Source organism: Streptomyces sp. RLB3-17 (assembly GCF_007113425.2).
Classification (GTDB): domain Bacteria; phylum Actinomycetota; class Actinomycetes; order Streptomycetales; family Streptomycetaceae; genus Streptomyces; species Streptomyces mirabilis_D.
Genome location: NZ_CP041610.2, coordinates 6,308,011 through 6,333,992 on the forward strand (window position 1 = coordinate 6,308,011; position 25,982 = coordinate 6,333,992).

26 protein-coding genes and 1 pseudogene are annotated in these 25,982 nt (G+C 70.9%); 17 read left to right on the top strand and 10 right to left on the bottom strand.

From position 1 onward, the window contains the following. Positions 1 to 99: 99 nt before the first annotated feature. Positions 100 to 996, bottom strand: a complete 897-nt coding sequence (locus FNV62_RS28620) for a helix-turn-helix domain-containing protein (protein ID WP_144315689.1) — start codon at positions 994 to 996, stop codon at positions 100 to 102. A 180-nt stretch (positions 997 to 1,176) separates the two neighbouring features. Further along, positions 1,177 to 2,640, bottom strand: a complete 1,464-nt coding sequence (locus tag FNV62_RS28625) for an MFS transporter (RefSeq protein ID WP_143627579.1) — start codon at positions 2,638 to 2,640, stop codon at positions 1,177 to 1,179. Positions 2,641 to 2,913: 273 nt separating this feature from the next. Here FNV62_RS28625 and FNV62_RS28630 point away from each other — a divergent pair, with 273 nt between their 5' ends. The 6 genes from FNV62_RS28630 to FNV62_RS28655 all read left to right on the top strand — a co-directional run bounded on the left by FNV62_RS28630 (position 2,914) and on the right by FNV62_RS28655 (position 10,222). Further along, positions 2,914 to 3,372, top strand: coding sequence for a MarR family winged helix-turn-helix transcriptional regulator (locus FNV62_RS28630; RefSeq protein WP_079089789.1), 459 nt, complete (start codon positions 2,914 to 2,916; stop codon positions 3,370 to 3,372). A gap of 421 nt (positions 3,373 to 3,793) precedes the next feature. Continuing rightward, a complete protein-coding gene (locus tag FNV62_RS28635) occupies positions 3,794 to 4,549 on the top strand; it encodes an NPP1 family protein (protein ID WP_060898430.1) in 756 nt (251 codons plus the stop codon). 127 nt (positions 4,550 to 4,676) lie between these two features. Continuing rightward, complete coding sequence (locus FNV62_RS28640) at positions 4,677 to 4,973, top strand: hypothetical protein (protein WP_054237454.1); 297 nt, start codon at positions 4,677 to 4,679, stop codon at positions 4,971 to 4,973. A gap of 226 nt (positions 4,974 to 5,199) precedes the next feature. After that, on the top strand, positions 5,200 to 5,628 hold the full coding sequence (locus FNV62_RS28645; protein ID WP_054237455.1) for a hypothetical protein: 429 nt from the start codon (positions 5,200 to 5,202) through the stop codon (positions 5,626 to 5,628). A gap of 102 nt (positions 5,629 to 5,730) precedes the next feature. After that, positions 5,731 to 6,627, top strand: a complete 897-nt coding sequence (locus FNV62_RS28650) for a glycosyltransferase family 2 protein (protein ID WP_225900410.1) — start codon at positions 5,731 to 5,733, stop codon at positions 6,625 to 6,627. 337 nt (positions 6,628 to 6,964) lie between these two features. After that, a complete protein-coding gene (locus tag FNV62_RS28655; protein WP_144315690.1) occupies positions 6,965 to 10,222 on the top strand; it encodes an AfsR/SARP family transcriptional regulator in 3,258 nt (1,085 codons plus the stop codon). Positions 10,223 to 10,292: 70 nt separating this feature from the next. Here the strand turns inward: FNV62_RS28655 and FNV62_RS28660 are convergent, their stop codons facing one another. Together FNV62_RS28660 and FNV62_RS28665 are read right to left on the bottom strand one after the other, a co-directional pair. Further along, positions 10,293 to 11,984 carry a bifunctional 3'-5' exonuclease/DNA polymerase gene (locus tag FNV62_RS28660; protein WP_143602494.1) on the bottom strand — a complete coding sequence of 564 codons (1,692 nt, stop codon included), beginning with the start codon at positions 11,982 to 11,984 and terminating at the stop codon, positions 10,293 to 10,295. A 46-nt stretch (positions 11,985 to 12,030) separates the two neighbouring features. Then, positions 12,031 to 12,792: a Clp protease N-terminal domain-containing protein gene (locus tag FNV62_RS28665; RefSeq protein ID WP_054237458.1), complete on the bottom strand. Its 762-nt coding sequence runs from the start codon at positions 12,790 to 12,792 to the stop codon at positions 12,031 to 12,033. Positions 12,793 to 12,974: 182 nt separating this feature from the next. Here FNV62_RS28665 and FNV62_RS28670 point away from each other — a divergent pair, with 182 nt between their 5' ends. Beyond that, a complete protein-coding gene (locus FNV62_RS28670; RefSeq protein WP_097285674.1) occupies positions 12,975 to 14,123 on the top strand; it encodes a DUF2786 domain-containing protein in 1,149 nt (382 codons plus the stop codon). Between the two features lie 253 nt (positions 14,124 to 14,376). On the opposite strand, the gene FNV62_RS28675 is transcribed toward FNV62_RS28670, so the two are convergent. From FNV62_RS28675 to rpmB, 4 genes are all read right to left on the bottom strand, one after another. Next, the gene (locus FNV62_RS28675; RefSeq protein ID WP_097285675.1) at positions 14,377 to 14,928 is read right to left on the bottom strand and encodes a DUF4232 domain-containing protein; all 552 of its coding nucleotides are present in this window, start codon (positions 14,926 to 14,928) and stop codon (positions 14,377 to 14,379) included. A gap of 259 nt (positions 14,929 to 15,187) precedes the next feature. Further along, positions 15,188 to 15,658: a hypothetical protein gene (locus tag FNV62_RS28680; protein ID WP_143627583.1), complete on the bottom strand. Its 471-nt coding sequence runs from the start codon at positions 15,656 to 15,658 to the stop codon at positions 15,188 to 15,190. Between the two features lie 297 nt (positions 15,659 to 15,955). Continuing rightward, positions 15,956 to 16,261, bottom strand: a complete 306-nt coding sequence (gene rpsN / locus FNV62_RS28685) for a 30S ribosomal protein S14 (RefSeq protein WP_143608855.1) — start codon at positions 16,259 to 16,261, stop codon at positions 15,956 to 15,958. Further along, positions 16,261 to 16,497 carry a 50S ribosomal protein L28 gene (rpmB, locus tag FNV62_RS28690; RefSeq protein ID WP_143627585.1) on the bottom strand — a complete coding sequence of 79 codons (237 nt, stop codon included), beginning with the start codon at positions 16,495 to 16,497 and terminating at the stop codon, positions 16,261 to 16,263. Before rpmB ends, rpsN begins: the two co-directional genes overlap by 1 nt. 63 nt (positions 16,498 to 16,560) lie before the next feature. Between rpmB and rpmG the strand changes: the two genes are divergently transcribed. The 5 genes and pseudogenes from rpmG (at position 16,561) to FNV62_RS28715 (ending at position 19,704) form a co-directional block, all read left to right on the top strand. Next, a complete protein-coding gene (rpmG, locus tag FNV62_RS28695) occupies positions 16,561 to 16,725 on the top strand; it encodes a 50S ribosomal protein L33 (protein WP_030846000.1) in 165 nt (54 codons plus the stop codon). 5 nt (positions 16,726 to 16,730) lie between these two features. Further along, positions 16,731 to 16,985: pseudogene (locus FNV62_RS28700) on the top strand (type B 50S ribosomal protein L31); the annotation flags it as partial. A gap of 116 nt (positions 16,986 to 17,101) precedes the next feature. Continuing rightward, positions 17,102 to 18,553 carry a GTP-binding protein gene (locus FNV62_RS28705; RefSeq protein WP_143627589.1) on the top strand — a complete coding sequence of 484 codons (1,452 nt, stop codon included), beginning with the start codon at positions 17,102 to 17,104 and terminating at the stop codon, positions 18,551 to 18,553. Positions 18,554 to 18,556: 3 nt separating this feature from the next. Further along, complete coding sequence (gene rpsR / locus FNV62_RS28710) at positions 18,557 to 18,799, top strand: 30S ribosomal protein S18 (RefSeq protein ID WP_143608858.1); 243 nt, start codon at positions 18,557 to 18,559, stop codon at positions 18,797 to 18,799. A 635-nt stretch (positions 18,800 to 19,434) separates the two neighbouring features. Then, a complete protein-coding gene (locus FNV62_RS28715; RefSeq protein ID WP_054237465.1) occupies positions 19,435 to 19,704 on the top strand; it encodes a DUF397 domain-containing protein in 270 nt (89 codons plus the stop codon). A 124-nt stretch (positions 19,705 to 19,828) separates the two neighbouring features. On the opposite strand, the gene FNV62_RS28720 is transcribed toward FNV62_RS28715, so the two are convergent. Continuing rightward, positions 19,829 to 20,347, bottom strand: coding sequence for an ATP-binding protein (locus tag FNV62_RS28720; RefSeq protein WP_164331780.1), 519 nt, complete (start codon positions 20,345 to 20,347; stop codon positions 19,829 to 19,831). A gap of 337 nt (positions 20,348 to 20,684) precedes the next feature. On the opposite strand from FNV62_RS28720, the gene FNV62_RS28725 reads away from it, so the two are divergent. From FNV62_RS28725 to FNV62_RS28745, 5 genes are all read left to right on the top strand, one after another. Further along, on the top strand, positions 20,685 to 21,509 hold the full coding sequence (locus tag FNV62_RS28725; RefSeq protein WP_054237466.1) for a helix-turn-helix domain-containing protein: 825 nt from the start codon (positions 20,685 to 20,687) through the stop codon (positions 21,507 to 21,509). Between the two features lie 188 nt (positions 21,510 to 21,697). After that, entirely contained in the window at positions 21,698 to 23,158 is a 1,461-nt protein-coding gene (locus tag FNV62_RS28730) for an aldehyde dehydrogenase family protein (protein ID WP_054237467.1), read from the top strand. Positions 23,159 to 23,207: 49 nt separating this feature from the next. Further along, positions 23,208 to 23,471 carry a type II toxin-antitoxin system prevent-host-death family antitoxin gene (locus FNV62_RS28735; RefSeq protein WP_060896085.1) on the top strand — a complete coding sequence of 88 codons (264 nt, stop codon included), beginning with the start codon at positions 23,208 to 23,210 and terminating at the stop codon, positions 23,469 to 23,471. Continuing rightward, entirely contained in the window at positions 23,468 to 23,719 is a 252-nt protein-coding gene (locus tag FNV62_RS28740; RefSeq protein WP_060896086.1) for a type II toxin-antitoxin system RelE family toxin, read from the top strand. The genes FNV62_RS28735 and FNV62_RS28740 overlap by 4 nt, the downstream gene beginning before the upstream one ends. Positions 23,720 to 23,822: 103 nt before the next feature. Next, positions 23,823 to 24,464 (top strand): PadR family transcriptional regulator, encoded by a 642-nt coding sequence (locus tag FNV62_RS28745; RefSeq protein WP_054237469.1) that lies wholly within the window; start codon positions 23,823 to 23,825, stop codon positions 24,462 to 24,464. Between the two features lie 23 nt (positions 24,465 to 24,487). Here FNV62_RS28745 and FNV62_RS28750 read toward each other — a convergent pair whose 3' ends face one another. Continuing rightward, positions 24,488 to 25,894, bottom strand: coding sequence for a glutamate decarboxylase (locus FNV62_RS28750; protein ID WP_143602501.1), 1,407 nt, complete (start codon positions 25,892 to 25,894; stop codon positions 24,488 to 24,490). Between the last annotated feature and the right edge of the window lie 88 nt (positions 25,895 to 25,982).

Here is a 25,982-nt window from a genome sequence, read left to right on the forward strand (position 1 = left end):
GTCGTCCACGGAAGTCCCGCGGCGCGACCCGGCCGGGCCGCGCAGGTCAACCCTCGCAAGGGGCGGGGGCGCGGGGATTGAAGAAAAACGCGGAGACGCTCACCCCGCCACCCAGTGACTCGGCAGCCCTTTGGTGCCACGTGCGGCCAGGAAACGGCGCGGCGGCATGCCGACCAGGGCGGTGAACTCGTTGGTGAGGTGGGCCTGGTCGGAGAAGCCGCAGGCGTACGCGGTGTCGGCGGGGGTGGTGCCGGTGATGAGCAGCCGCAGCGCGCGGCGTAACCGGATGATCCGCGCGAGCCGTTTGGGGGTGAGGCCGAACTGTTCGCGGAACAGGTTCTCCAGGTGCCGCTGACTCCAGCCGGTGGCCGCCGCCAGATCCCGTACGGTGATGGTCCCCGCGGAGCGGACCAGCAGGTCCCAGGCGCCCAGCAGCTCGCCCGCCGGAGACCGCCCGAGGTGCGCGGACCGGGTCCACCGCACCAGCGCCGAGTCGACCAGCGCGAAACGGGCCGGCCAGTCGGGGGCGGCCTGGAGGGCTTCCGTCAGCTCCCGGAAACCGGGACCGAGTACGTCGACGGGGTCGACCACGGTGTCCGCCAGTTCGCTCATGGACGCGTCGAAGATCTGGTGCGCGACCCAGGGCGCGAGGGTGATCTCGACGCCGTGCAGGGCTCCTTGACGCGCGAAGTGCCGGGCCCGCGTGTGCAGACCGGTCGCCAGGGAGGTGGTGGCACGGATGTGCTCGCCGCCATGGCCACCCGTGGGCCCGCTCCTCGCCCCGTCCCTGGTCCCGTCCCTCGGTCCGTCCGGCTCCGGTCCCGGCCCGAAGCCGATCACCAAGGACACCGTTCCCCGCGGGATGACCAGCCGTCGCTGGGGTCCCGTGTGCGTCAGCCTGAACCCGCGATAGCCGTGCACCCCCGGCCGCAGAGCGGCGTGCGGCCGTGCGTACGTCCGTTCGCAGGTGCCCGCAGGGCACACCCGACGTCTCACCGTGATCCTTCCTGAACCGGGGCTCTCCCGGAGCGATCACGACTGTCGGATCGGAGGTCGGCGGGGCGCCAGACCTACCGGCGTCCCAGGGACGCGCGGGGACGTCCCAAGGCCCTTACCTGGGGAAACGAAAAACCGCAGGTCGGATCCCGACCTGCGGTTTCTCTGGTTCTGCGAGGGTCAGGCCTTTGCCTCGACCGCCTCGGGGGCCGCGTCCTGGGTGGGCTCGGCCTGCGGCCGGGTGGCCGTGGGGCGGTCCGGGATCAGGAAGGCGACGACCGCGGCGGCGATGCCGACGCAGGAGCCGATCAGCATGGCGACACGGAAGCCGCTTTCGGACGGCAGGGAGACCGGGCCGAACTTCGTGGTCATCTGGGCCAGGACCACGGCCATCACGGCGGCCGAGACGGAGCTGCCGATCGAGCGCATCAGCGTGTTGAAGCTGTTGGCCGAGGCCGTCTCGGACTGGGGCACCGCGCCCATGATGAGCGCGGGCATCGCACCGTAGGCGAAACCGACGCCCGTGCTGCAGACGATGGTCACGGCGAGCAGGCCCAAGGCGGAGCCGTTTCCGATGAGCGGCAGGGAGATGCCGTAGCCGAGGGCGATGACCAGGGCGCCGACGGTCAGGGTGATCCGGGGGCCCTTGGCGGCGGAGAGCTTGGCGCCGATCGGAGAAATGATCATCATCATGAGGCCGGCCGGGGCCATCCACAGGCCCATGGCCAGCATCGACTCGCCGAGGCCGTAGCCGGTCTCCTTGGGCAGCTGCAGCAGCTGGGGGATCACGAGGGACTGGGAGTACATCGCGAAGCCGACCAGGATCGAGGCGGCGTTCGTCATCAGCACCTGCGGACGCGCGGTCACCCGCAGGTCGACCAGCGGCTCGGCGCTGCGCAGCTCCCACCAGCCCCAGGCCAGCAGCAGGACGATCGCGGCGGCCAGCAGGCCGAGCGTGGTGCCGCTGCCCCAGCCCCAGTCCGCGCCCTTGGAGACGCCGAGGAGCAGGCAGACCAGGGCGATGCCCAGGCCGATGGCGCCGAGCAGGTCGAAGCTGCCCGAGGCGGTGTTCTCGCGGCCCGCGGGCACGAAGAACCAGATCAGCGTGGCGACCGCGAGGGTCAGCGCGGCGACGACCCAGAACAGCACACGCCAGCTGGCGTTCTCGGCGATCGCCGCGGAGAACGGCAGGCCGAGCGCGCCGCCCACACCCATGGACGCGCTCATCAACGCGATGGACGAGCCGAGCTTCTCCGCCGGTACGACGTCCCGCAGCAGGCTGATGCCGAGGGGCACCACGCCCATGCCGAGGCCCTGCAGACCGCGTCCGGCGATCATCGGGACGACCGAGGAGGACAGGGCGCAGACCACGGAGCCCAGGATCAGCGGGACCAGGGAGGCCAGAAGCATGCGCTTCTTGCCGTACATGTCACCGAGGCGGCCGGCGACGGGGGTGATCACGGCCGCCGCGAGCAGCGTGGCGGTGACGACCCAGGAGGCGTTCGAGGCGGTGGTGTCGAAGAGGGTCGGGAGTTCCCCGATCAGTGGCACCACCAGTGTCTGGGTGATCGCGGCCACGATGCCGCCGAAGGCGAGGATGCCGACAACACCGCCGGAGCGGGCTGCGGGCTGGGAACTGTCCACGGGTACTCCCTGTTGCTCTTTCCGGGCTTGTTGCTGTGCTGCGCATCCGGGCCTGTCGGGATCCGGGCCTGCCGTGTCCGCGGGCCTGCCGCGTCTCCGGATCACCTGGATCACCTGGTTCGCGGTGAGCCGCGGGCGAGGCGCACGTGAGGTGCATGCTGCACGCAATGTGCATCATGCACGTCTAATGCATCATACACATCGCGGTGGTATACCTGGCGGGAGGTAGCTTTCCTGTAGGGGAAGCGAGCCAGGAGCCGAAGGATGCCTCGCGTGGACAAGCCACTTGACCTGCTGGAATTCGAGACCATGCTGCTCGGGCGCCACATGCACATGCTCAACCCGCGGGGGCGCGGGATGAGTGAGGAGCGGCTGGACCGCAGTGCGTACGTCCTGCTCAGCCGCATTCAGGTGCAAGGCCCGATGTCCATCGGTGAGCTCAGAGAGGCCTTCGGCCTGGACGCGTCCACCCTCAACCGGCAGACCGCCGCGATGCTGCGGGCCGGGGTCGTCGAGCGCATGCCCGACCCCGAGGGGGGCATCGCCCGCAAGTTCGCCATCACCGCGGAGGGCAGGCGCCGACTGGAGGCCCACCGCGCCGAGAACCTGGACGGTCTGGAGAAGATCATGACCGACTGGGATCCCGAGGACGTGGCCGAGTTCGCCGCGTATCTCAGCCGTTTCAACCGCGACATCGAGCGTCTCGACGGGCGTCCCTGGCCGCGCGGTTGAGCGGGTGAGTTGAGCGTGTGAGTCGAGCGCGTGAGGGGGAGGGCGGGGACTCGGGGCGGGCCGGTTCCCCGGCCCGCCCGGGTGTGGTTCGGAACAGCGTGATGAGAGCCGCCGCGGCGGCGAGCGTCGCTCCGAAGGGCCGGCGGCCGAACGCACCGGTGTCCGGGATGCCGACCGGGGTGTCTGCCTAGGAGTGTCGACCGAGGCGCCGACCGAGGCGCCGACCGAGACGTCGGTCGAAGGGTCGACCGAGGTGACGGTCGAGATCGGCGTCAACTCCCGCGTCCCCTTTATTCGTTGATCCTTCACTCTCGGGACACCCCCGCACCGCTTGAGCGCTCAACGAGTCGGGTGAGGGTGATCCGGGCATGCCAATGAAACCGCTTGCCCCACCCCCCTCGCGGTCCCTCAGGAGGACGCAGTGCAGAAGAGCTCGCGCGTACGCAGGGCCTCTCTCATCCTCGGCAGCGCCGTCGCGCTGGTCGTCGCCTTCCCCAGCAGCGCGCTCGCCGCCCCGCCCAAGGCCCTGCCCGCCAACGCGGACGACTTGGAGAAGACCTGGCAGCCCGCGTACGACTACGACACGGACGGCTGCTACCCCACGCCCGCCATCGGCCCCGACGGGACCATCAACGGCGGCCTCAAGCCCTCGGGTTCACCCAGCGGCGAGTGCCACGACACCTCGGACCTCGACAACACCAACGGCTACTCGCGCGAGAAGTGCAACAACGGCTGGTGCGTGATCCTCTACGGCCTCTACTTCGAGAAGGACCAGGCCACGATCGGCGGGCACCGCCACGACTGGGAGCACGTGGCGGTCTGGGTGCAGAACAACCAGGCCAAGTACGTCTCCACGTCCGCGCACGGCGACTTCAACGTCTACAGCGCCGACCAGGTCCTGTGGGACGGCACGCACCCCAAGATCGTCTACCACAAGGACGGTCTGAGCACCCACGACTTCCGGCTCGCGAACTCGGGCGACGAGCCGCCGGAGAACGGCTACCACACCTGGCGGTACCCGACCCTGGTCGGCTGGAACGGCTACCCGGCGGGTCTGCGCGACAAGCTGAGCGCCTACGACTTCGGCAGCGCCAACTTCGGACTCAAGGACGCCAACTTCGCCGCCCACCTCACGAAGGCCATGCCGGCGGGCATCTCGTTCGACCCCAACGCCTGACCGGTCGGGGATTTCCTTCTTCGTCCCCGTCACACCTCCGCCTCCGGGCGCGTCAGGGAGATGGCGCCACCCACGTGGCCCGGTAGCGGTGTGACAGGTGTGACAGGGACGAAAAGGAGATGACGACATGGCTGTTCTGATGGTGCGTGCCACGGTGAGGCCCGAGTGCGTCGACGAGCTCGAAGCGGCGCTGCGGAAGATGTTCGCCGCGATCGAGGCCGCGCGGCCCAAGGGCGTGCGCTACGCCTCGTACCGGCTCCCCGACGGAGTCACCTACCTCGCGGAACTCGAGATCGCAGACGGGATCGAGAATCCGCTTTCCGAGATCCAGGAGTTCCGTGAGTTCCAGGCGGGCCTGAAGGACTGGCTGGCCGCCCCGCCGTCCGCCGAGCGTTTCGAGGTGCGGGGCGCGTACGCCGCCTGAGGCCGCGCGGGTGTGCGTCCGGTAAGGGCCCCGACAGTCGACAGGAGCCGTCGGGAGCCGTCAGGAGCCGTCAGGAGCCGACAGGAGTCGGTAAGAGTCGCCAGGAGTCGGTGAGAATTGAAGGGACTCCGGGCGCGCACCCCGTGTCGTGGCCCCCGCGCCGAGTAGGTTCCCGAGCAGGTTCGCCCCTGACCGTGTGGAAAGCAGGGGCGGGAAGGGGCCCGGTGTGAGTACGTCCCGTACGGCCGGCGGCGGGTACTCCGGTACGCCGCTCGCCAAGAAGATCGGCGTCAAGGCCGGGCAGCGGGTACGGCTGGTGCACCGGCCCGAGGGGTGGGAGATCCCCGGACTGCCGGAGGGGTGTGCCGTGTCCGGGGGCGACGGGGCCGCGGGGGCCGATGTCGCCGTCGTCTTCCACCGGTCCCTGGGCGAACTGGTCGCCGAGGCCCCCGCGCTGGTGGGCGGCCTCGCCGATCACGCGATGTTCTGGATCGCCTGGCCGCGCAGGGCGGCCGGGCACCGCAGCGACATCACCGAGAACGCCCTGCGCGAGATCTTCCTGCCGCTCGGGGTGGTCGACGTGAAGGTGGCCGCGCTGGGGGAGGACTGGTCGGGGCTGAAGTTCGTACGGCGCAAAGAGCTTCGTACGACGTGAGCAAATGCGGAGAGCGCGGGGAAGCGCGGCGTACGTGAGGGAGACTCCGGGTGAACGGCTAGCATCGCGGGCAGAGTTGTCGGCCTGGGATGGAGTGGTGTCGTGTCGGAGGGGCCTCGGATCGCCGTTGCCGTCGTGACCATGGGGAACCGGCCCGACGAGGTCGACGCGCTGCTCACCTCGGTGGCCAAGCAGGACGTCGCGCCCGCGCGGATCGTGATCGTGGGAAACGGGTGTCCGCTGCCCGAGTTCGCCGAGCGGCTGGGACTGCCCGGCGAGGTGACCGGCATCGAGGTCGACGAGAACCTCGGCTGCCCGGGCGGGCGCAACGTGGGCCTCGCCCGGCTCAGGGAGTTCGCGGACGTGGACGTCGTCGTCGAGCTGGACGACGACGGGCTGCTGGTCGACGCGGATGTGCTGCGCAAGGTGCGGGACCTGTACACCGCCGATCCGCGCCTGGGCATCGTCGGCTTCCGCATCGCCGACGAGCACGGGGAGACCCAGCGCCGGCACGTGCCCCGGGTCGGGGCCAAGGACCCGATGCGGGGCGGTCCGGTCACCGGGTTCCTCGGTGGTGGACACGCGCTGTCCATGCCCATGCTCGCCCGGATCGGGGACTGGCCCGCCGAGTTCTTCTTCGCACACGAGGAGACGGACATGGCCTGGCGGGCCATCGACGACGGGTGGACCGTGCTCTACGAGCCCGAACTGCTGCTCCAGCACCCCAAGACCTCGCCCGCCCGGCACGCCATCTACTACCGGGTCACCGCCCGCAACCGGGTCTGGCTCACCCGTCGCAGGCTGCCCCTCCCGCTCATCCCCGTTCACCTGGGAATCTGGATGCTGCTGACGCTCGCACGGACGCGCTCGCTCGGCGGGCTGCGGGCCTGGTTCGGCGGCTTCGCGGAAGGGCTGCGGCAGTCGGGCGGCGAGCGGCGGCCGATGCGGTGGCGGACGGTGTGGCGGCTCACGCGGCTGGGACGCCCGCCCGTCATCTGACGGCGGGCGGCAGGACGGCCGGGGGCGGACGAGGGCCCCGGTCGCTCACCTCCGACGACCGGGGCCCTCTCTGTCCCCGGATCCGGCCACGGCGGCGACACTCCCCCGAGTTACGCGTCGTACGCGCGCACCGTCGGGCCAGATCCGATGGAGTGATCCCATCAGCCCGCGCCAACGGATCGCTAACATGTCGCCAACGGGTTTCCATCCGGAAACCCGGAAACCGGAAGTCGGTCGGCGTGAAGTCGTCGCAAGAAGGCGCGAAGTCGCCATGGGTGTGGTCGGTACCGGTCTGAACCGGTCGGGTCGGTCGCACGGAAAGGCAGTGGGGCGGGCTATGCGGTACGGGCTGCGGTTCGGGCTGCTGGGGCCTCCGGTGTTGTACGACGCCGACGGCGAGGTCCGTTCCATCGGTGGCGGCAAGATGCGCGCCCTGCTGGTCGCGCTGCTCCTGGAGCCGGGCCGGGTCGTCTCGGTGGACGCGCTCAAGGACGCACTGTGGGGCGGGGCGCCGCCCGCGTCCGCGCAGGCCTCGTTGCAGAACCACGTCACCCGGCTGCGGCGGCTCCTCGACGATCCGGAGCGGCTGCGGGCCATGCCGCCCGGGTATCTCCTGCGGGTCGGCGAGGGCGAGTTGGACGTGCGCGTCTTCGAGTCCCACGTCACGGCCGCGCGCGCCGCGCACGCCGGGCGCGACTGGGAGCGGGCGCTGCGCGAGGCCCTCGCGGCGCTCGCGCTGTGGCGCGGCACACCGCTCGGCGGGGTCCCGCCCGAACTCGGCGGACACGCGCTCGTCCAGCGCCTGGAGGAGGCGCGGCTGCTCGTCCTGGAGTGCCGGTACGAGGCCGAGTTGCGGCTTGCGGGGCCGGGGGCTGGGCGGGCTTTTGCGGGTGGTGCGGGAGGAAGCGCCGGTGACACTGCGCACGCCGGGGGCGCCGGTGACACCGCGCACGCCGGGGGCACCGGTGGTACCGGGGTCGGCTGGGTTTTCGGTGACATCGGGGAAATCAGTGACATCGGGAACACCGGGGTCTCCGCCGACGCAAAAGCAATGGAAGTCTCCGGTGCACCCAACACCTCCGGCGCCCCCAACACCTCCGGCTCCCCCGGTACCACCCGACTCGCCGCCCTCGCACCCGAGTTGTCCGCGCTGGTCGCCGAGCACCCCCTGCGCGAGGCCTTCCACCGGCTGTTGATGCTCGTACTGCACCGCACCGGACGTCGGGCCGAGGCCCTGGCAGTCCACCGCGACCTACGGGCCCGCCTGGTCGAGGAACTCGGTGTCGAGCCCGGGCCCGCGGTGCGCGCGGCGCATCTGGAGATCCTGCGTGAGCGGGCGGGGGAGAGCGACGAGTCCGCACACGACCGGGACGGGAACGGGGGCGCGGACGCAGACCGCGCGGAGCGGTCCGCCCCGGCGGAACCGGCCCCGCCGCGGCCCGCCCAGCTCCCGCCTCCGCCCGGACACTTCACCGGCCGTGCCGACGTACGCCGGGAACTGAACGTGGCCCTCGACACGGCCCGGCACCCCAGCCCCTCCGCTCCGGCCGTCGCCGTCATCAGCGGGATGGCCGGAGTCGGCAAGAGCGCCCTGGCGCTGCATGTGGCACACGGCCTGCGGGAACGTTTCCCCGACGGCCAGCTGTACGTCAACCTGCACGGCGCCACGCCCGGAATGACCCCTCTCACCCCCGGCCAGGCGCTCGCCGCGCTGCTGCGCGACCTCGGTGCCGAGCCGCGCCGGATCCCCGAACACCCGGACGCGGCCGCCGCGTTGCTCCGCTCGATGCTGGCTCCGACGCGCACCCTGATGGTGCTCGACGACGCCGCGCACGCCGCTCAGGTACGGCCGCTGCTGCCCGCGGGCACGGGGTGCGCGGTGATCGTGACGAGCCGTTCACCGCTCACCGCGCTGGACGGCGCGCGGCGCTTCCCGCTCGCGCCGCTCTCGGTCGAGGACAGCGCGGCGCTGCTGCGCGCGGTGTCCGGGCGGGTGGACGGCCTCGACGGTACGCACCCCCTCGTCGAACTCACCGGCCGGCTCCCGCTCGCCCTGCGCGTGGTCGCGGCCCGTCTCGCCGCGCGCCGCGCGCTCACGCCGGACGTCCTCGCCGGTCAACTGACCGCGACCGAAGGACGGTTGCATCATCTGGAGTACGACGACCTGAGCGTCCGCAGATCGCTGGCCGTCGCGCTCGACGCGCTGCGTGCCTCGGAGCGGGAGGCCGACCAGGACGCGGCGCTCGTGCTGCGCTGCATCGGCGCGCTCGACCTCCCCGTGTACGGGGCGCCCCTGCTCGCCCGGCTCTCCGGCATCGCCGAGTTCCGTGCCGAGGCCGCCCTCGACCGCCTCGTCGACGTCGCGCTCCTGGAGGAGACGGCGTACGGCCGCTACGCGCCCCACGACCTCGTCCGCGACTTCGCCCGGGAGATCGCGGGCGAGACGGACGGGGAACCCGGGGCCGGGGGCGCGGACATTCACGTGTCCGAACGGGCGTTGCGCTGGTACGCCGGTGTCGCCGCCCGCTCCCTCGAAGCGATCGTCGAGCCGGGCCTCGACCGCGAGGACCGCAGCCGGCCGACCGCCGCGCAGCCGGCCTCGCACACGGTGGACGCCGCGGCCACGCCGCCGTTCTGCACCGCCAGGGACGCCTTCGCCTGGGGCGACCTGGAACTGGAGAACGTGGTGGCGCTGGTGGAGCGGTACGCGGACACCTCCGCGTACGTTCCCGTGCTGGTGCGGCTGCTCAATCCCTATCTCCAGCGCAGCGGCCGCGTCCCGGAGTCCGAGGTGCTCCTGCGGGCCGCGCTGGGCGCGGCGCGGCGGCTCGGGGACGAGGCCGCGCAGGCGTACGCGCTCGGGGACCTCGCGGGGCTGCACTTCATGACGGGCCGCGCGGGCGAGGCACTCACGCTGAACGACGAGGCGCTGGCGATCTGGCGGCGGCTCGGGGTGCTGTCGTGGATCCGGCGCGGTCTGAACAACCGCGGCATGCTGCTGGAGGGGCTGGGCCGCCACGCCGAGTCCAGCGAGGCGTTGCTGCAGAGCCTCGAACTCTCCCGGGAGCTGGGCGACCCGCACACCGAGGCCATCACCTACAGCCACCTCGGCAATCTGTACGAGCACACGGACGCCCGGGCCGCCATCGACCACCACAAGCGCAGCCTGGCGATCGGCGACGCGATGGACGACGTGATCATCCGGCACTCCGCGCACTGCAACATCGGCTACGCCCATCTGACGCTCGGCGAACCGGCCGCCGCCGTACCGCACTTCGAGGAGAGCCTGCGCATCCTCGGCGGTCACGGCGACTGGCACGGGGAGTCGCAGACGCGGCTCGGGCTGGTGCGCGCGCTGCGCGGGGTGGGGCATGTCGAACGGGCCACCCGCGAGTGCGATCTGCTGCTCTTCCGCGCCGATCAGCGCGCCGACCGCTACACCGGCGGGCTCGCCCGGCATCAGTTGGGGCTGCTGCTGCACGCGCAGGGGGATGCCGCAGGGGCGTACGAGCTGTGGAAGTCGGCGCTCGCGGCGCTGGACGGGACGGACACCTCGGTGGTGGGCGCGCTGAGGGAACTCCTGGAGGAGGAGTAGGTCACCTGGAGGAGTCGGGCACCTGGCCGACGAGGTCAGCCGAGGGGAGAGACGCGGGCCGCCGTCCGGGTCACTTCGCGTCCGCGTAGCACTCCACCACCGCCGTCGTGAACGGGAAGCGGACCGGGGTCTCGCCGAACGTCAGCCGTCCCGCCAGCTCCGCGGCCTCCCGGATCGCGGCCACGACCGCGTCCGCCTCCTCGGCCGGACAGTGCACCATCACCTCGTCGTGCTGGAAGAAGACCAGCTCGGCGGCGAGGTCCGCGCAGGTGCGCCGGAGGGCGGCGAGCAGCAGCAGCGCCCAGTCGGCGGCGCTGCCCTGGACGACGAAGTTGCGTGCGAAGCGGCCCCGGGCGCGGGAGTTGGAGGAGGCGTAGCCCGGCACCCAGCCCTGGTCCCCGAGGGGCTCGGCGGGTTCGTCCTGCGGCATGCCCGCCTCCTCCGACGAGGCGTCGGACGCGCCGGCCGCCGGGGGACTCGTCCGCCCCAGCCACGTCCGTACGAGTCGGCCCTCCTCGCCGGCCCGCGCCGCGTCGTCCACGTAGGCGACGGCGCGGGGGAAGCGTCTTCTCAGCGCGGCCAGGTTCTTCAGGCCGTCGCCAGACGTCTGCCCGTAGACCGCGCCGAGCACGGCGAGTTTGGCCTGTGCCCGGTCGCCGGCGAACGCCCGGTCCGACACCGACTGGTACAGGTCGCTCTCCCGGCCCGCGACCTCCATCAGGCCGGGGTCGCGCGAGATCGCGGCCAGCACCCGCGGCTCCATCTGGTCGGCGTCGGCCACCACGAGCCGCCAGCCCGGGTCGGCGACTACGGCACGCCGGATCACCTTGGGGATCTGCAGGGCGCCCCCGCCGTTGGTCACCCAGCGGCCGGTGACGGTCCCGCCGGGCAGGTACTCGGGCCGGAAGCGTCCGTCGCGCACCCAGTCCTGGAGCCAGGACCAGCCGTGCGCCACCCAGATCCGGTACAGCTTCTTGTATTCGAGCAGCGGTTTCACGGCAGGGTGCTCGATGGTCTCGATCTCCCACCGCCGGGTGGACTTGATCTTGATTCCGGCCTGCGCGAAGGCCTTGATGACGTCGGCGGGCAGGTCGGGGCGGACCCGTCTGCCGAAGGCGGCCGACACCTCGTCCGTGAGCTCGGCGAGGCGTCTGGGCTCGCCGCCGCCCGCGTACCGCTCGCCGAGCAGCTCGTGCAGGACCTCGCGGTGGACGTCCGCGCGCCACGGCAGCCCGGTGCGGTTCATCTCGGCCGCCACCAGCATGCCCGCGGACTCGGCGGTCGTCAGCAGGTGCATGCGCTCCGGGTGCGCGGTCGTGTCGTGCCGTCGGCGCTGATCGGCGTACACCGCCAGGAGGTCTTCCAGGGGTACGCGGACCGGGCGCGGCTCGAAGAGGGACGACTGCGAGCCGGGCTCGGCGGAGCGCTGCGGGGGATCCGGCGGCACGGGGCCGCCGCGCAGTCTCGCCAGCGCGGCGGCCGCCGACCGGGGTTCGCCGAGCCGGCCCTCGTGGCCGAGCAGCAGTGTCTCGGCGGCCTCGATGTCGTAACACCGCTCCACTCGCACCCCCGCGGCGAGCAGACGCGGATAGACCTCGGCCGTGGACCGCCAGACCCACCGGACCACGTCGGGTCGCCCCCGCACGGCCTCGACCAGGTCCGCCTCCCTGCGCACCGGCCCCGCGGGCAGCCCGTCGGAGCCGAGGGGGGCCACCTCCGCACCTCCGTCCTCGGCCGGCGCGAGAGCCCACCGGTCGCTCATGGTTCCGAGTCTCGCAGGGGGGTCTGACAACGGCCGCGGACGCGACCTACTGATCTTCTTGCTGGTCTTTCTGCTGGTCCTTCTGCTGTCCCCCCACCGCGATGACCTCCAGCACGCGCGCGAGGTAGGTCTCCGCCGCTGTCTTGTCGATGCCGAGGCCACTGAGAACGCCGTTGCCGTTCTCGTACTCCAGGAGGGCCAGGAGGATGTGCTCGGTGCCGATGTAGTTGTGGCCGAGGCGGAGGGCCTCGCGGAAGGTGAGTTCCAGGACCTTCTTGGCGGCGGGGCCGTACGGGATGAGCTCCGGGACCTCGTCGGCCGCCGGCGGGAGCGCCGCGGTCGCGGCCTCGCGGACGGCGTCCAGGGTCACGCCCTGCGCGGTGATCGCCTTCGCGGCGAGCCCCTCGGGCTCGGAGAGGAGGCCGAGGACGAGGTGCTCGGTGAGTCCCTCCGCGTTGCCCGCGGCCTTGGCCTCGTTGTGCGCGGCCATCACCGCGTTCCGGGCGCGGGGCGTGTAGCGGCCGAAGCCCTGGCTGGGGTCGAGGTCCGACTCGGCCTTGGGGACGAAGCGCTTCTGCGCCGCCTGCCGGGTGACCCCCATGCTCTTGCCGATGTCCGTCCAGGACGCGCCCGAACGCCGGGCCTGGTCCACGAAGTGGCCGATCAGGTGGTCGGCCACGTCGCCGAGGTGGTCCGCCGCGATCACCGCGTCCTGGAGTTGCTCGAGGGCGTCGGTGTGGGCCTTCTTGATGGCCTCGATGAGGTCGTCGAGACGTACGGATGCCTTGCCGGGTGGGTTCGTCGTCATGTGTCAACCGTAGGTTGACAGGTGGAGGGTGTCAACCCGTAGTTGACACCCGCCACAGGTGGAGGGTGTCAACCCGTAGTTGACACCCGCTGTGCCCGCGGACATCCCCTGTGTCCGCGTCCACGCTTCCCTGTCCACAGGGTGTGGACGGTCCGATTCGGCGGGCGTGGCACGATCGACGCATGAGCAGTACGCCCAGCACCGTGGAGCGCGCCTTCGAGGTCGCGCTCTACGCCGACAGCGACGCGGCCCTCGACACAGGTGCCTCGCTGCTCGCCGCCGACCCCGCCTCCGACGCCGAACTCGCCCGCCGCGGCGAGGAGTTCGTCGCCGCGGCGTGGCGTCGCGGCTGGCAGCCCGCCGACGTCGTACGGATCGTGCGGCGCGAACTGGACGACGTACACCTGCAGCTGGTGTCGGAGCTGGTGCGCGCGGAGGCCGGCCGGGACCGGCGGCCCCGGGGCCCACGCTGGGCGGCGCAGCTCGAAGAGCTGGACGCCCGTGCCCCGCGCACCGACCGCTTCTCGCTCGCGACCGCCGCGCTGGAGCTGTACCGGCTGCTGCTCCGCCTCCCCACCCTCGAACCCCTCGACGCGCACCTGTCCGACGGCACATCACGGCACCCGGCCGCCGCGCAGGACTCCCGCATGCTCACCCGAATCCGCGCGCTGCTCGCCAAGGCCGAGGCGACCGGATTCCCGGAGGAGGCGGAGGCGCTGAGTGCCAAGGCCCAGGAGCTGATGGCCCGGCACAGCATCGACGAGGCGCTGCTCGCGGCCCGTACGCACGCCAAGGACGCGCCCGGCGCCTGCCGCATCGGTGTCGAGCCGCCGTACGAGACGGCCAAGGCGGTGCTGCTGGACGCGGTGGCCGACACGAACCGCTGTCGCGCCGTGTGGAACGAGTCGCTCGGATTCTCGACCGTCGTCGGCTTCGAACCCGACCTGGAGGCCGTCGAACTCCTCTACACCTCGCTGCTCGTGCAGGCCACGGCCGCGATGACGAAGGCGGAGGCGGCCCAGCGGGCCGGGGGAAGGAAGCGTACGAAGAGTTTCCGGCAGTCGTTCCTGGCCGCGTACGCGCACCGGATCGGCGACCGGCTGGCGACCGCCGCCGAGGAGGCCGAGGGGGAGGCCACGTCGCAGGCCCCGGTGGCGGAGCTGCTGCCCGTCCTGGCGGCCCGCGACGTGGCGGTCAACGACCACATGGAGCGGATGTTCCCGGACACCGTCACCACCCGGCTGCGCGGGGTCAACGACGCGGCCGGGTGGCAGGAAGGAGCCGCGGCGGCGGACCGCGCCCAGGTCAGAGCACGTCCGCCACTTCGCTGACGCCCGGTTTGCGCGGGGCGACCGAGCGTCTTTCGGCTTGCGTGGGACGGCTGAGCCCCCTGGCTCGCGCGGGACCGCTGGGCGCTCCCTGGCTTCCGCCGGGCGGCTGGGCGCCTCCCGGTTCGCGTGGGACGGCCGAGCGTCTCGCGGCTCGCGCGGGCCGGCTGTGCCCCCGGCTCGCGCGGGACCGCTGGGCTCCCCGGCTTCCGCCGGGCGGCCGGGTGTCTCCCGGCTTGCGGGCCGGGAGCGCCGCTCAGTCGCCCGCGGGCTGGAACGAGCTCACGGAGGCGTTCGGGTCGTTCGGACCGGTCTTGCCCGCGAGGGGACCGTACGACCACTTGAAGCTCTGGGTGGTGGCGGCACCGGGCAGGCCGATCTTCAGCGTGGTCGCGGCGAGGCTCTTTCCATCGCCCGCCGTGCCCCGTACGTAGGTGATCGTGAAGGAGGCGGTACCGCTCGCCGCCAGTGTCAGCTTCGGCGGAGTCGCGGACTTCTCCTCGGGTACGTCCGTACCCGTGCCGCCGTCCTGCACCTTGACGGCGGGGAAGCCCTGAAGGGTGCACTCGGCGCCCTTGTTGGTGAGCGTGACGGGCACGTTGCCGGTGTCGCCGGCGGTCGGGGCGGCGTTGGCGGGGCCGACCTGGATGCCGATCTGGTCGATCTTGCAGGCCGTGGAGGAGGCGGCGGCGGAGGAGGCGGTCGAGGCCTTCTTGCCGCCCTCGGTGCTGTTGCTGCCGCCGCTGTCGCAGGCGGTGAGGGTGAGTGCCGCCGCGGCGGCGACGACGGCGATCGGAAGGGCGCGCATGGGTTTCCCCCTGAGTTCGTGAAGGTGCTCATGGATCATCACGCAGACCGGTGGGCACGCGTTGCGCGGCCCCCCTGTCACGCACCTCTCCCGCGTCGCGTATGTCCCGAATACGAACCGAAGGTCGCCCCGCGTCGACGACATGAGCGACGGACACGCGAACGGGCCGCGGAGTCCCAGGGATTCCGCGGCCCGCCGCCAAGAGCCGACCGGGGTAGATCGGTGCAGGTTAGGTCAGGTCAGGGAGGGGTCGGGCCGGTCAGGAGCCCAGGCTCGCCGTCGGCAGTCCCGACGGGAGCTGACCGCCCTCGGCCTTCGTGTACGACTCCTTGCCGAGGTTCCCCGACCAGGTGACCTTCAGCGTCGTGCTGTTCACGGAGTCGACCATGCCCGACGCGCGGTCCTTGTTCCCGTCCGTGCACTTGAGGTGGATCATCTGCATGCCCGCCTCGTCACCGGCGGTCCCGGTGCACACGGTGCGGCCCGTCGTGAAGAGCCCGGCCTGCTTGCCGGTGATCACCAGCACCACCGCCTTGCCGCCGGTCGTGGCCACCCAGCTGCCCTCCAACTTGCCGCCGGCGGTCGAAGGGGTGCCCGATTCACCGCCGGTGCCGGCCGTCCCCGAAGCTGACGCGCCGGGACTCGCGGACCCGTCCCCCGAGCCGGACCCCGAGTCGCTGCTGCACCCGGTCAGCGCGAGCGTGCCCGCCAGACCCGCGGCCAAGGCCATGGCCGCGCCCCGGGCCCGCCGACGCGGAAGGGTCGCCGAAGTCGCCGATGTCACTGAAGCCCCCAAGGGTGATGGTGTGGCTGGGGTCGCCGGAACGACCGCAGCAAGCTATCAGCCACACTCCCGAACACCCTGAGCGAGACATCGGGAGAACTTACGAATCTTCTGAGGGAGTCGTCGGGGCACGGTTTCGAGGGAGTCGTCGGGCTGTCGTTTCGGGGGAGTCGCCGAGTCATCGTCTCGAGGGAGTCGTCGAGGCATCGGGAGTGCCTCGCGAGCGCCGTCGGGTGCGCAGCGCTACCAGGACGACTTGCGCACACCCGGCAGGAATCCCGCATGCGCCTGCTCCCGCAGATTCACCCGGGACAGCCCGAAGGCGCTCAGGTAGCCGCGGGGGCGGCCGTCCATGCTGTCGCGGTTGCGGACGCGGGTGGCGCTCGCGTCGCGCGGCTGGCGGCGCAGTTCCTCCCGCGCGGCGGCCCGTTCGGCCTCGGTCGAGGACGGCCGGCGGAGGATCTCCTTCAGTTCGGCCCGCCGCGCCGCGTACCGGGCGACGACCTCCCGGCGCCGCTCGTTCTTCGCGATCTTGCTCTTCTTCGCCATCAGACCCTCACCCCACGGGCCCGGATCCTGGCCACGGCCGCCTCGACGCCGATCGCGTCGACGGTCTTGATGCCCTTCGCGCTCAGCCGCAGCCGTACGTGACGGCCCTCGCTCGGCAGCCAGTACCGCTTGCGCTGGACGTTCGGGTCGAAGTGGCGGGACGTGCGCCGGTGGGAGTGGGAGATGGAGTTGCCGAAGCCCGGCGTGGCGCCGGTCAGCATGCAGTGCGCGGACAAGGGTGACGCACCTCTCTCTGAGACGTCTTGGAAATGGAAGTCATTTTCATTAACATACCAGCCATGGCACGCAACGAACTCCGTCCCGTCATCAAGCTCCGGTCCACGGCCGGGACCGGCTTCACGTACGTCACCCGCAAGAACCGGCGCAACGACCCGGACCGGATGACCCTGCGCAAGTTCGACCCGGTCGCCGGCCGGCACGTCGACTTCCGAGAGGAGCGCTGACCGTCATGCGCGAGGGAACCCACCCGGAGTACGGCCCCGTCGTCTTCCGCGACCGCGCCGCGAACCACGCCTTCCTCACCCGCTCGACGCTCGCCGCCACGGCGGGGGAGAAGACGATCGAATGGCAGGACGGCCACACCTACCCGGTGGTGGACGTCGAGATCTCGAACGTGAGCCACCCCTTCTACACGGGCAACGCGCGGGTGCTGGACACCGCGGGCCGGGTGGAACGCTTCGAGCGCCGCTACGGACCGGCCGGTGACGCGCTCGGCAGGACGCGCGGCAAGGCGGGCGACAAGGCGCTCGGCGAGGCGGGCGACAAGGCAGGCGACAAGACGCTCGGCGAGGCGGGCGACAAGCGCGGCGGTGCCGGCTGATGCCGACCTCGCACCTCTGCGTCGTGATCGTCGGCGGCCTGCACGCGGATGCGCGGCAGGCCGCCGTCGCACGGCTGCTCGCCGACGTTCCCGACAGCGTCGCCCTCCACCACGACCTGACGACGGCCGCGGCGGGCACGGTCGTCCGTACGATCCGGGACGCCACCGGAATCGTGTCGGCGGGCGAGGCCCCGCTCGTCAACGACTGCGCGTGCTGCGCCCTGCGCGAGGATCTGGTGCCGGAGCTGCGGCGCCTCGCGGACGCGGGCCTGACACGCCTCGCCGTCGTCGAACTGTGGGACTCGGTCGAGCCCAAGGCCATGGCCGAGGTCGTCGCGGCGGGCGGGCTCCGGCTGACCTCCGTGATCACCGCCGTCGACCCGGCCCTGCTCCTGCCCTACCTCGCCGACGGCGACGACCTCGCCGAGGTCGGCCTCGCCGCGGCCGCCACCGACCGGCGCACGGTCGCCGACACCTTCGCCCGCCAGCTGGAGTACGCCCCCGTCCTCGCCGTCGTCTCCTCGGAACAGGCCGACGACGAGGACCGCGCGCTGCTGGCCCAACTCCATCCCACGGCCCGCCGGGTCCCGATCGACGCACTCGACGTGACGGACGGCGAGGCCAGGGGGACCGACTGGTTCGCACCGACCCGGCCCCCGGCCACGGGCTGGACCCCACCGGGATGGGAGGCAGACCCCGTCCACACGACGAACGCCGCTCCGCCGCACGGGTGCGGGAGCCCGGACGTGGCCACCTCCGGTGAGGGCGGAATCGACGGCGCCGGTACGACTGCCGATGCGGGTGCCGGTGCCGATGCCCCGGGGGCCGACCCCGCTGAGGCCGGTGCGGGCCCCCGCTCCGAGCGGATCGGCTCCGGTGCGGGCGGTACCGAACCCCGGTCCGGGAGAACCGCATCCGCGCTCGTCGATGCCGCGTTCGCCGGATTCGACGTCGAAGCCGCGGCCGCGGCCCAGCATCCGGCCTGTGCGCTGTTGCCGGCCGAGGCGGACGAGGCCGGTGTCGGCACGCTCGTATGGCATCGGCGACGGCCGTTCCACCCTGAGCGGCTGTACGCGGCGCTGGAGGACCTGACCTGCGCGGCCGCACGCAGCCGGGGGCGGTTCTGGCTCGCCGACCGGCCCGACACCCTGCTGCACTGGGACGCGGCCGGAGGCGCGCTCTGCGTGGAGAGCGCGGGCCCCTGGCTCGCCTCGCTCCCGGACGCCGCGTGGGACATGGTCCCGCCCGTCCGTCGCGCCGCCGCCGCGCTCGACTGGCATCCGGAGCACGGCGACTGCTGCCAGCACCTCGTCTTCACCTCGCCGGGGCTCGACCGCGAGGGGCTCGAACTGCTCCTGGAGTCCTGCCTGTTGACCGACGCCGAGTACGCCGCGGGCCCCGCCGCCTGGAAGCGACTCCCGCCCGCCTTCGACTCCCTCCTGGAGGTCTGACCCATGGCCCGCAAGCCGGAACGCAAGCCCGCGACCAAGTCCCGCCCCAACCCGCTGGACCGCGACGGGATCATGTACATCGACTACAAGGACACCGACCTGCTGCGGAAGTTCATCTCCGACCGCGGCAAGATCCGCAGCCGCCGGGTCACCCGGGTGACCGCGCGGCAGCAGCGGATGCTCGCCCGCGCGATCAAGAACGCGCGTGAGATGGCGCTGTTGCCGTACTCCGGCACCGGCCGCTGACGGGCTCCACCGTACGAACGCTTCCGGCACGACCGCCTCAAGGGCCCCGGCGAACTCCTTGACCACAGGGGCACCGAAGCCGAAGCCGGGAGCGAGGCCGAGACTGAACCCGGCGACGGCACGTCATGAACCCCGCCCCGCACGGAGCCCCGCCCCCGCTCCGGAGGGCGATCCGCTTCTCCGGCACCAGCGACGTGCGGATTCTCGCGTACGAGCCGGACCGGAAGCCGCGGGTCCGGTGGGCCGACGCCGATCCGACGACCCTCCGGATTGGGCCATTACGTGAACGTTGAAACTCGAAGGGCCCGGTACGCGTCTCTTCTTATTGCATGAGGGATTCGACCCGGACGACCCAGCACGGATGATGGCGTGGAAGATCATGCACGGGGGCTGGAGAGCGCATGTCATGCGTTCTCCAGGGCAGACGCTGGACCAGATGCAGCCCGGCGAGTACCAGGCAGTAGTCGGGCGGTCAACACTCGGTAGTCAAATGGCGGTAAAAGCTGTAACCGTGGGACCACCCCCCGTGCACGTGCATCTGCCCATGCATCTGCACATGAACAGAGCTATGATCCGGGGCAGTTGGCCACTGCATCAATGGCCACATCGGCCACTGCACGACCGGGGAGCGACTTGTGGACCACGACGTGTACGACGTGGATGACCTGGATGACGTGTACAACGGCATGGCTGCGACCGCGCTGACCGGGGTGGCCTGGCAGAAGAGCAGGCACAGCAACTCGCAGGGTTCCTGCGTGGAGTTCGCGAGGCTGCCCGGAGGCGACGTGGCGGTGCGGAACTCGCGGTTCCCGGAAGGGCCCGCGCTCGTCTACACCCGCGCCGAGATCGAAGCCATGCTCCTGGGCATCAAGGACGGCGAGTTCGACCACCTGATCGCCGGCTGACGTGAGTCGGCGCCGCACACCCGGGCGCGCCTTCGGGCGGGGCGACCGGCGTAACTGACGGCAACGACCTTCTCGCGGCGTGTAACGCGCGTAGAACCGCGGCGCCAAAAAGCGCCGCGGTTCTCTATTCGGCCGAAACCCCGCCGACGGCCGGCTGCGGAAGCCTGAAGAGCGCCCACACGACCTTGCCGCTGAGCGTGCCCGCGAGCGGGTGCCAACCCCAGCTGTCGGCGAACGAGTCGACCAGGAACAGGCCCCGGCCCGACTCCGCCGAGAAGTCCTCCGAGTCGCCCGCGACCGGACTGTCGTGACTGGGGTCGCGCACCGCGCACACCAGACGTGAGGTCCACCGCATCAAGTGCAGCCGCACGGGCGGGCCTTGGTCGTCCGAACGGGGTGTGTCCGAGGGCAGGGCGTGCCGCAGGGCGTTGGTCACGAGTTCGGAGACCACCAGGCAGACATCGTCGAAGCGCTCACCGATGTCCCACTGGTCCAGCGTTCTGCGGGTGAACTGCCGAGCTTCGCGCACCGCTTCGTAGCGCGCCGGCAGGGCGCAGGAAGCGGCGCTGGACACAGCCGCGGGGTCGAGCGGCGGAAGTCCCTGCCGTAAGGGCTCGAGCATGGTCGATCCATTCGTCCCCATGCGAGGCACTCCCGGGTGTTCGCGGTCGTTGCGATGCAGCGGTGGCGCGAGGACCATGGTTCCGAATGCGTACAGCAGATGCAAGGGCAGATGCACGTGCACGCGCCCGAATTAGACCTTCCTCCACCCTTTCTTGGTCATTTCTTCTGTCACCTTCTTCCCGCTTGTTGACCCTCTACTGATCTTTTCCTGTGTGGCCCCTTTGGAGTCTTTCCGTTTCTGTAACTGAACGAGTACTGCTTGAAGTGTTTTAGTGGCAGACTTCGGCCCTTGAAGACGGTTGGGGAGGCGGACGAACGTGAGCGCTGGTGAGTCGAGTGGCTCGGTGGTGCGGCGCATGCTGCTGGGATCACATCTGCGGCGCCTGCGGGAGTCGCGCGGAATCACCCGGGAAGCGGCCGGTTACTCGATCCGTGCCTCCGAATCGAAGATCAGCCGCATGGAGTTGGGACGGGTGAGCTTCAAGACGCGCGACGTCGAGGACCTGCTGACGCTGTACGGCATCACCGACGAGGCCGAGCGCACATCGCTCGTCTCCCTCGCCAAGGAGGCCAACGTCGCGGGCTGGTGGCACAGTTACTCGGACGTCCTGCCCAGCTGGTTCCCGACCTACGTCGGCCTGGAAGGCGCGGCTCATCTGATCCGCTCGTACGAAGTCCAGTTCGTGCACGGCCTGTTGCAGACGGAGGCCTACGCCCACGCGGTCGTCGCGCGCGGCATGCGGGGCGCCTCGCCCGCCGACATCGAGCGGCGCGTCGCGCTGCGCCTGGAGCGGCAGAAGTACCTCGTCTCCGAGAAGGCCCCGGAGTTCCACATCGTCCTCGACGAGGCCGCGCTGCGCCGTCCGTACGGTGACCGCGAGGTGATGCGGGGGCAACTCCAGCATCTGATCGAGGTGTCGGAGCGCCCCAACGTACGACTTCAGGTCATGCCGTTCAGCTTCGGCGGCCACTCGGGCGAGAGCGGTTCCTTCACCATCCTGAGCTTCCCCGAGTCCGACCTGTCGGACGTCGTCTATCTGGAGCAGCTCACCAGCGCGCTCTATCTGGACAAACGCGAGGACGTCACCCAGTACGAAGGCGCGCTCAAGCAGCTGCAGCAGGACAGCCCCGGGCCCTCCGAGAGCCGCGATCTGCTGCGGGGGCTGCTCCAGCTCTCCTGACCTTCTCCCCACCGCCTCCGGCGAGTCTTCACGGTCTGTTCGCCTGTGAGTCTTCGTGGACTCTTCGGAGGTGCTCTCCAACTCCCTTTGGACGCAAGTACGATGACGTCTGATCAGACGTTGATCGGATGTGTCTGCTGACTCAGACTCGGATGTCTGCCTCGGCAGCAAGGGGATTGAGGGAGCACATGTCGTCCTACTTCACCGACTTGGCCCAGCAGTACATCGACGGCGAGTGGCGCCAGGGCACCGGCTCCTGGGACATCATCGATTTCAACCCGTACAACGGCGAGAAGCTGGCGTCGATCACCATAGCCACGGTCGACGAGGTCGACGAGGCCTACCTCGCCGCCCGGCGCGCCCAGAAGGAATGGGCCGCGACCAACCCGTACGCCCGTCGCGCCGTCTTCGAGAAGGCCCTGCGCATCATCGAGGAGCGCGAGGCCGAGATCACCGAGGTGATCATCGCCGAGCTCGGCGGCACCCACCTGAAGGCGGGCTTCGAGCTCCACCTCGCCAAGGAGTTCCTGCGCGAGTCGATCCAGCTGGCGCTGCGCCCCGAGGGCAAGATCCTCCCCTCGCCGATCGACGGCAAGGAGAACCGCCTCTACCGCGTCCCCGTCGGTGTCGTCGGCGTGATCAGCCCCTTCAACTTCCCCTTCCTGCTCTCCCTGAAGTCCGTCGCGCCGGCCCTGGCGCTCGGCAACGGCGTGGTCCTCAAGCCGCACCAGAACACCCCGATCGTCGGCGGCTCCCTGGTGGCGAAGGTCTTCGAGGACGCGGGCCTGCCCGGCGGTCTGCTCAACGTCGTCATCACCGACATCGCCGAGATCGGCGACGCCTTCATCGAGCACCCCGTACCGAAGGTCATCTCCTTCACCGGCTCCGACAAGGTCGGCCGCCACGTCGCCACCGTCTGCGCCTCGCACTTCAAGAGCGCGGTGCTGGAGCTCGGCGGCAACAGCGCCCTGGTGGTCCTCGACGACGCGGACATCGACTACGCCGTCGACGCTGCGGTCTTCAGCCGCTACGTCCACCAGGGCCAGGTGTGCATGGCCGCCAACCGCGTCCTCGTGGACCGCTCGATCGCGGACGAGTTCACCGAGAAGTTCGTCGCCAAGGTGAAGACGCTGAAGGTCGGCGACCCGAGCGACCCCCAGACGATCATCGGCCCGGTCATCAACTCCTCCCAGGCGGACTCGCTCACCGGCGCGGTCGACCAGGCGATCGCCGAGGGTGCCACGGCCCTGGTGCGCGGCGCCACCACCGACAACCTCGTCGAGCCGACCGTCCTGACGGACCTGCCCGCCGACTCCGCCATCCTCCGGCAGGAGATCTTCGGCCCGGTCGCGCTCCTCGTCACCTTCGACGGCGAGGAGGAGGCCGTCCGCATCGTCAACGACACCCCGTACGGGCTCAGCGGCGCCGTGCACACCGCCGACGTCGAGCGCGGTGTCGCCTTCGCCAAGCAGATCGACACCGGCATGTTCCACGTCAACGACGGCACCGTCCACGACGAGCCGCTGGTCCCCTTCGGCGGCGAGAAGCACTCCGGCATCGGCCGCCTGAACGGCGAGACGACCGTCGACGCCTTCACCACCCAGAAGTGGATCTCGGTCCAGCACGGCCGCAGCTTCTTCCCGTTCTGAGCGTCCGGTTTCGGCGTAGCAGACATGCATCCAGGTGTACACTAGGTGCATGTCTGCTACGTATCCCATCGCCGAGGCGAGGGGCAAGCTCGGCGACCTCGCCCGCCGAGCCGCCCAGCACGAGCACATCACCCTGACAGATCGCGGCATCCCGGCGGCCGTCCTCATCTCTCCCGCCGAGTTGGAGGACCTCGAGGACGCTCTGGCCCTGGCCCGCCTGGAGCGTGACCGCGCCCTTGGGCGTACCGAGGCTCCCATCCCCCACGAAGAGGCCCGCCAAGCACTGCTCGAAGCGGCGGGGAGGGGCGAGTGACCTGGCGCGTTCTCTGGGAACCGGCCGCCCTCAACGCTGCCACAGGGCACCTCAAGGACGACCCCCAAGGCGTCGACGCCCTCCTGCGGGCCACTGACCAACTCGCCGAGGACGAGAGGCCCGAGGGGTCGCGCGCATGGGGCGTGGACCACCGTCGCCTCCATCACGGCCCCTGGCGCATCCTCTACCGGATCGATGCGGAAGCGCGCACGCTTCACATCGAGCACATCGGCCGCACCGTGATGTGACCTGGCCGCGAGTCCCTGGACGGCGCCACCGCCTTCGAGCTGGTCGCCCGCGCGCAGGAGGGTTGACCTCCGCGCCCTCATCTGCCCCCATAACCTGGACCGCATGTCAGCGATCCGTCTCCTGGTGCTGGGCGCCGTCCGCCAGCACGGGCGGGCCCACGGCTACCAGGTGCGCAACGACCTCGAGTACTGGGGCGCGCACGAGTGGTCCAACGCCAAGCCCGGCTCGATCTACCACGCGCTCAAGCAGATGGCGAAACAGGGACTGCTGCTCGCCCACGAGATCGCCCCGTCCACGGCGGGCGGCCCGCCGCGCACCGAGTACGAGATCACGGACCAAGGCACCGAGGAGTACTTCACGCTGCTGCGCCGGTCGCTGACCGCGTACGACCAGAAACCGGACATCCTCTCGGCCGCGCTCGGCTTCATGGTCGACCTCGGCCGTGCGGAGACCCTCGAACTCCTCCGGGAGCGGGTGCGCGCCATCGAGGAGTGGCGCAAGTCCGTCACCGGGTACTACACCCCCGAGGACGGCCCCGGACAGCTCGGCCACATCGGCGAGATCATGAACTTCTGGGTCCACTCCGCCGACTCCGGCGCACAGTGGACCCGGGGCCTGATCGAGCGCATCCAGGGCGGCGCGTACACCTTCGCCGGGGAGGGCGAACCCTTCGTCGGCGTCCTGGTCGACGGCGAGGAGAACCCGTACGCCACGCGAACCCCGCACCCCGGCGACCAGGAGTAGCCACGCCCTTGGCCGGACAGGCCCTAGTGATGGAAGCCCGTCGCCGCCTCCTTGTCCTGCGTCAGCGGATGCGGCAGCCTGCGCAGTTGGGGCACCAACCGGCTCAGGTCCTCGATGAACAGGTCGGCGAGATCCACCGAGAAGCCGTTGCGGCACACCACACGCAGGACGGACAGGTCCTCCCGGTTGGCCGGGAAGGTGTACGCGGGCACCAGCCAGCCGCTCTCCCGCATGCGCCGGGACACGTCGAAGACGTCGTACGAGGTCACATGCGGGGCCGTGGTGAAAGCGAAGACGGGCAACTCGTCGCCCCGGGTGAGGAGTCGGAAGTCCTCCAGCGCCTCGACCCGCTCGGCGAGCCCGCGGGCCAGGTCTCTGGTCGTCTGCTGCACGGCCCGGAAGCCATCCCGGCCCAGCCGTAGGAACGTGTAGTACTGCGCCACGACCTGCGCGCCCGGACGGGAGAAGTTGAGGGCGAAGGTCGGCATGTTGCCGCCCAAGTAGTTGACCCGGAAGACGAGCTCCTCGGGCAGCTCGGCCTCGGTCCGCCACAGTGCCCAGCCGACGCCCGGGTAGACCAGCCCGTACTTGTGGCCCGATGTGTTGATCGAGGACACCCGCGGCAACCTGAAGTCCCAGACCAGGTCCGGGTCGAGGAAGGGGGCGATCATCGCGCCGGACGCGCCGTCGACATGGACGGGGATGTCCAGGCCCGTACGCTCCTGGAGCTGGTCGAGGGCCGCGCACAGCTCGGCGATCGGCTCGTAGGACCCGTCGAAGGTGGAGCCGAGGATGCCGACGACCCCGATGGTGTTCTCGTCGCACAGCTCGGCCGCCGCCTGTGGGTCGAGATGGAACCGGTCGCCCTCCATGGGCACCTGGCGTGCCTCGACCTCCCAGAAGTTGCAGAACTTCTCCCAGCACACCTGGACGTTCACCCCCATCACGAGATTGGGGCGTGCTCCGGGGTAGCGATCCGCGTTCCGCCGCATCCAGCGCCGCTTCAGGGCCATGCCGGCGAGCATGCACGCCTCGCTCGATCCGGTCGTCGAACAGCCGACGGTGGACGCCGGGTCCGGCGCGTTCCACAAGTCCGCGAGTATCGCCACGCAGCGGCGCTCCAGCTCGGCGGTGCGCGGGTACTCGTCCTTGTCGATCATGTTCTTGTCCCGGCACTCGCCCATCAGCACCCCGGCCTGCGGTTCCATCCAGGTGGTGACGAAGGTGGCGAGGTTCAGCCGCGCGTTCCCGTCCAGCATCAGCTCGTCGTGGACGACCTGATACGCGGTGTTGGGTGGCAGCGGCCCGTCCGGAAGCCGGTGCTTGGGCGGGGCCTCGGTCATGCCCCCGACCGGGTTCGCCTCCCCGAAGAAGGGGTTGACGGACACCGGGCGCTCGTCGGGTTTCTCGGGACCTTGGTGGAGCGGCATGGGATCTCCCATCGAGTCGGCGGTCGGACGGTCCTGCTGGTTGATCGGAGGGTCCTACTGGTTGATCGGATCGGCTTCCCACTGGTTC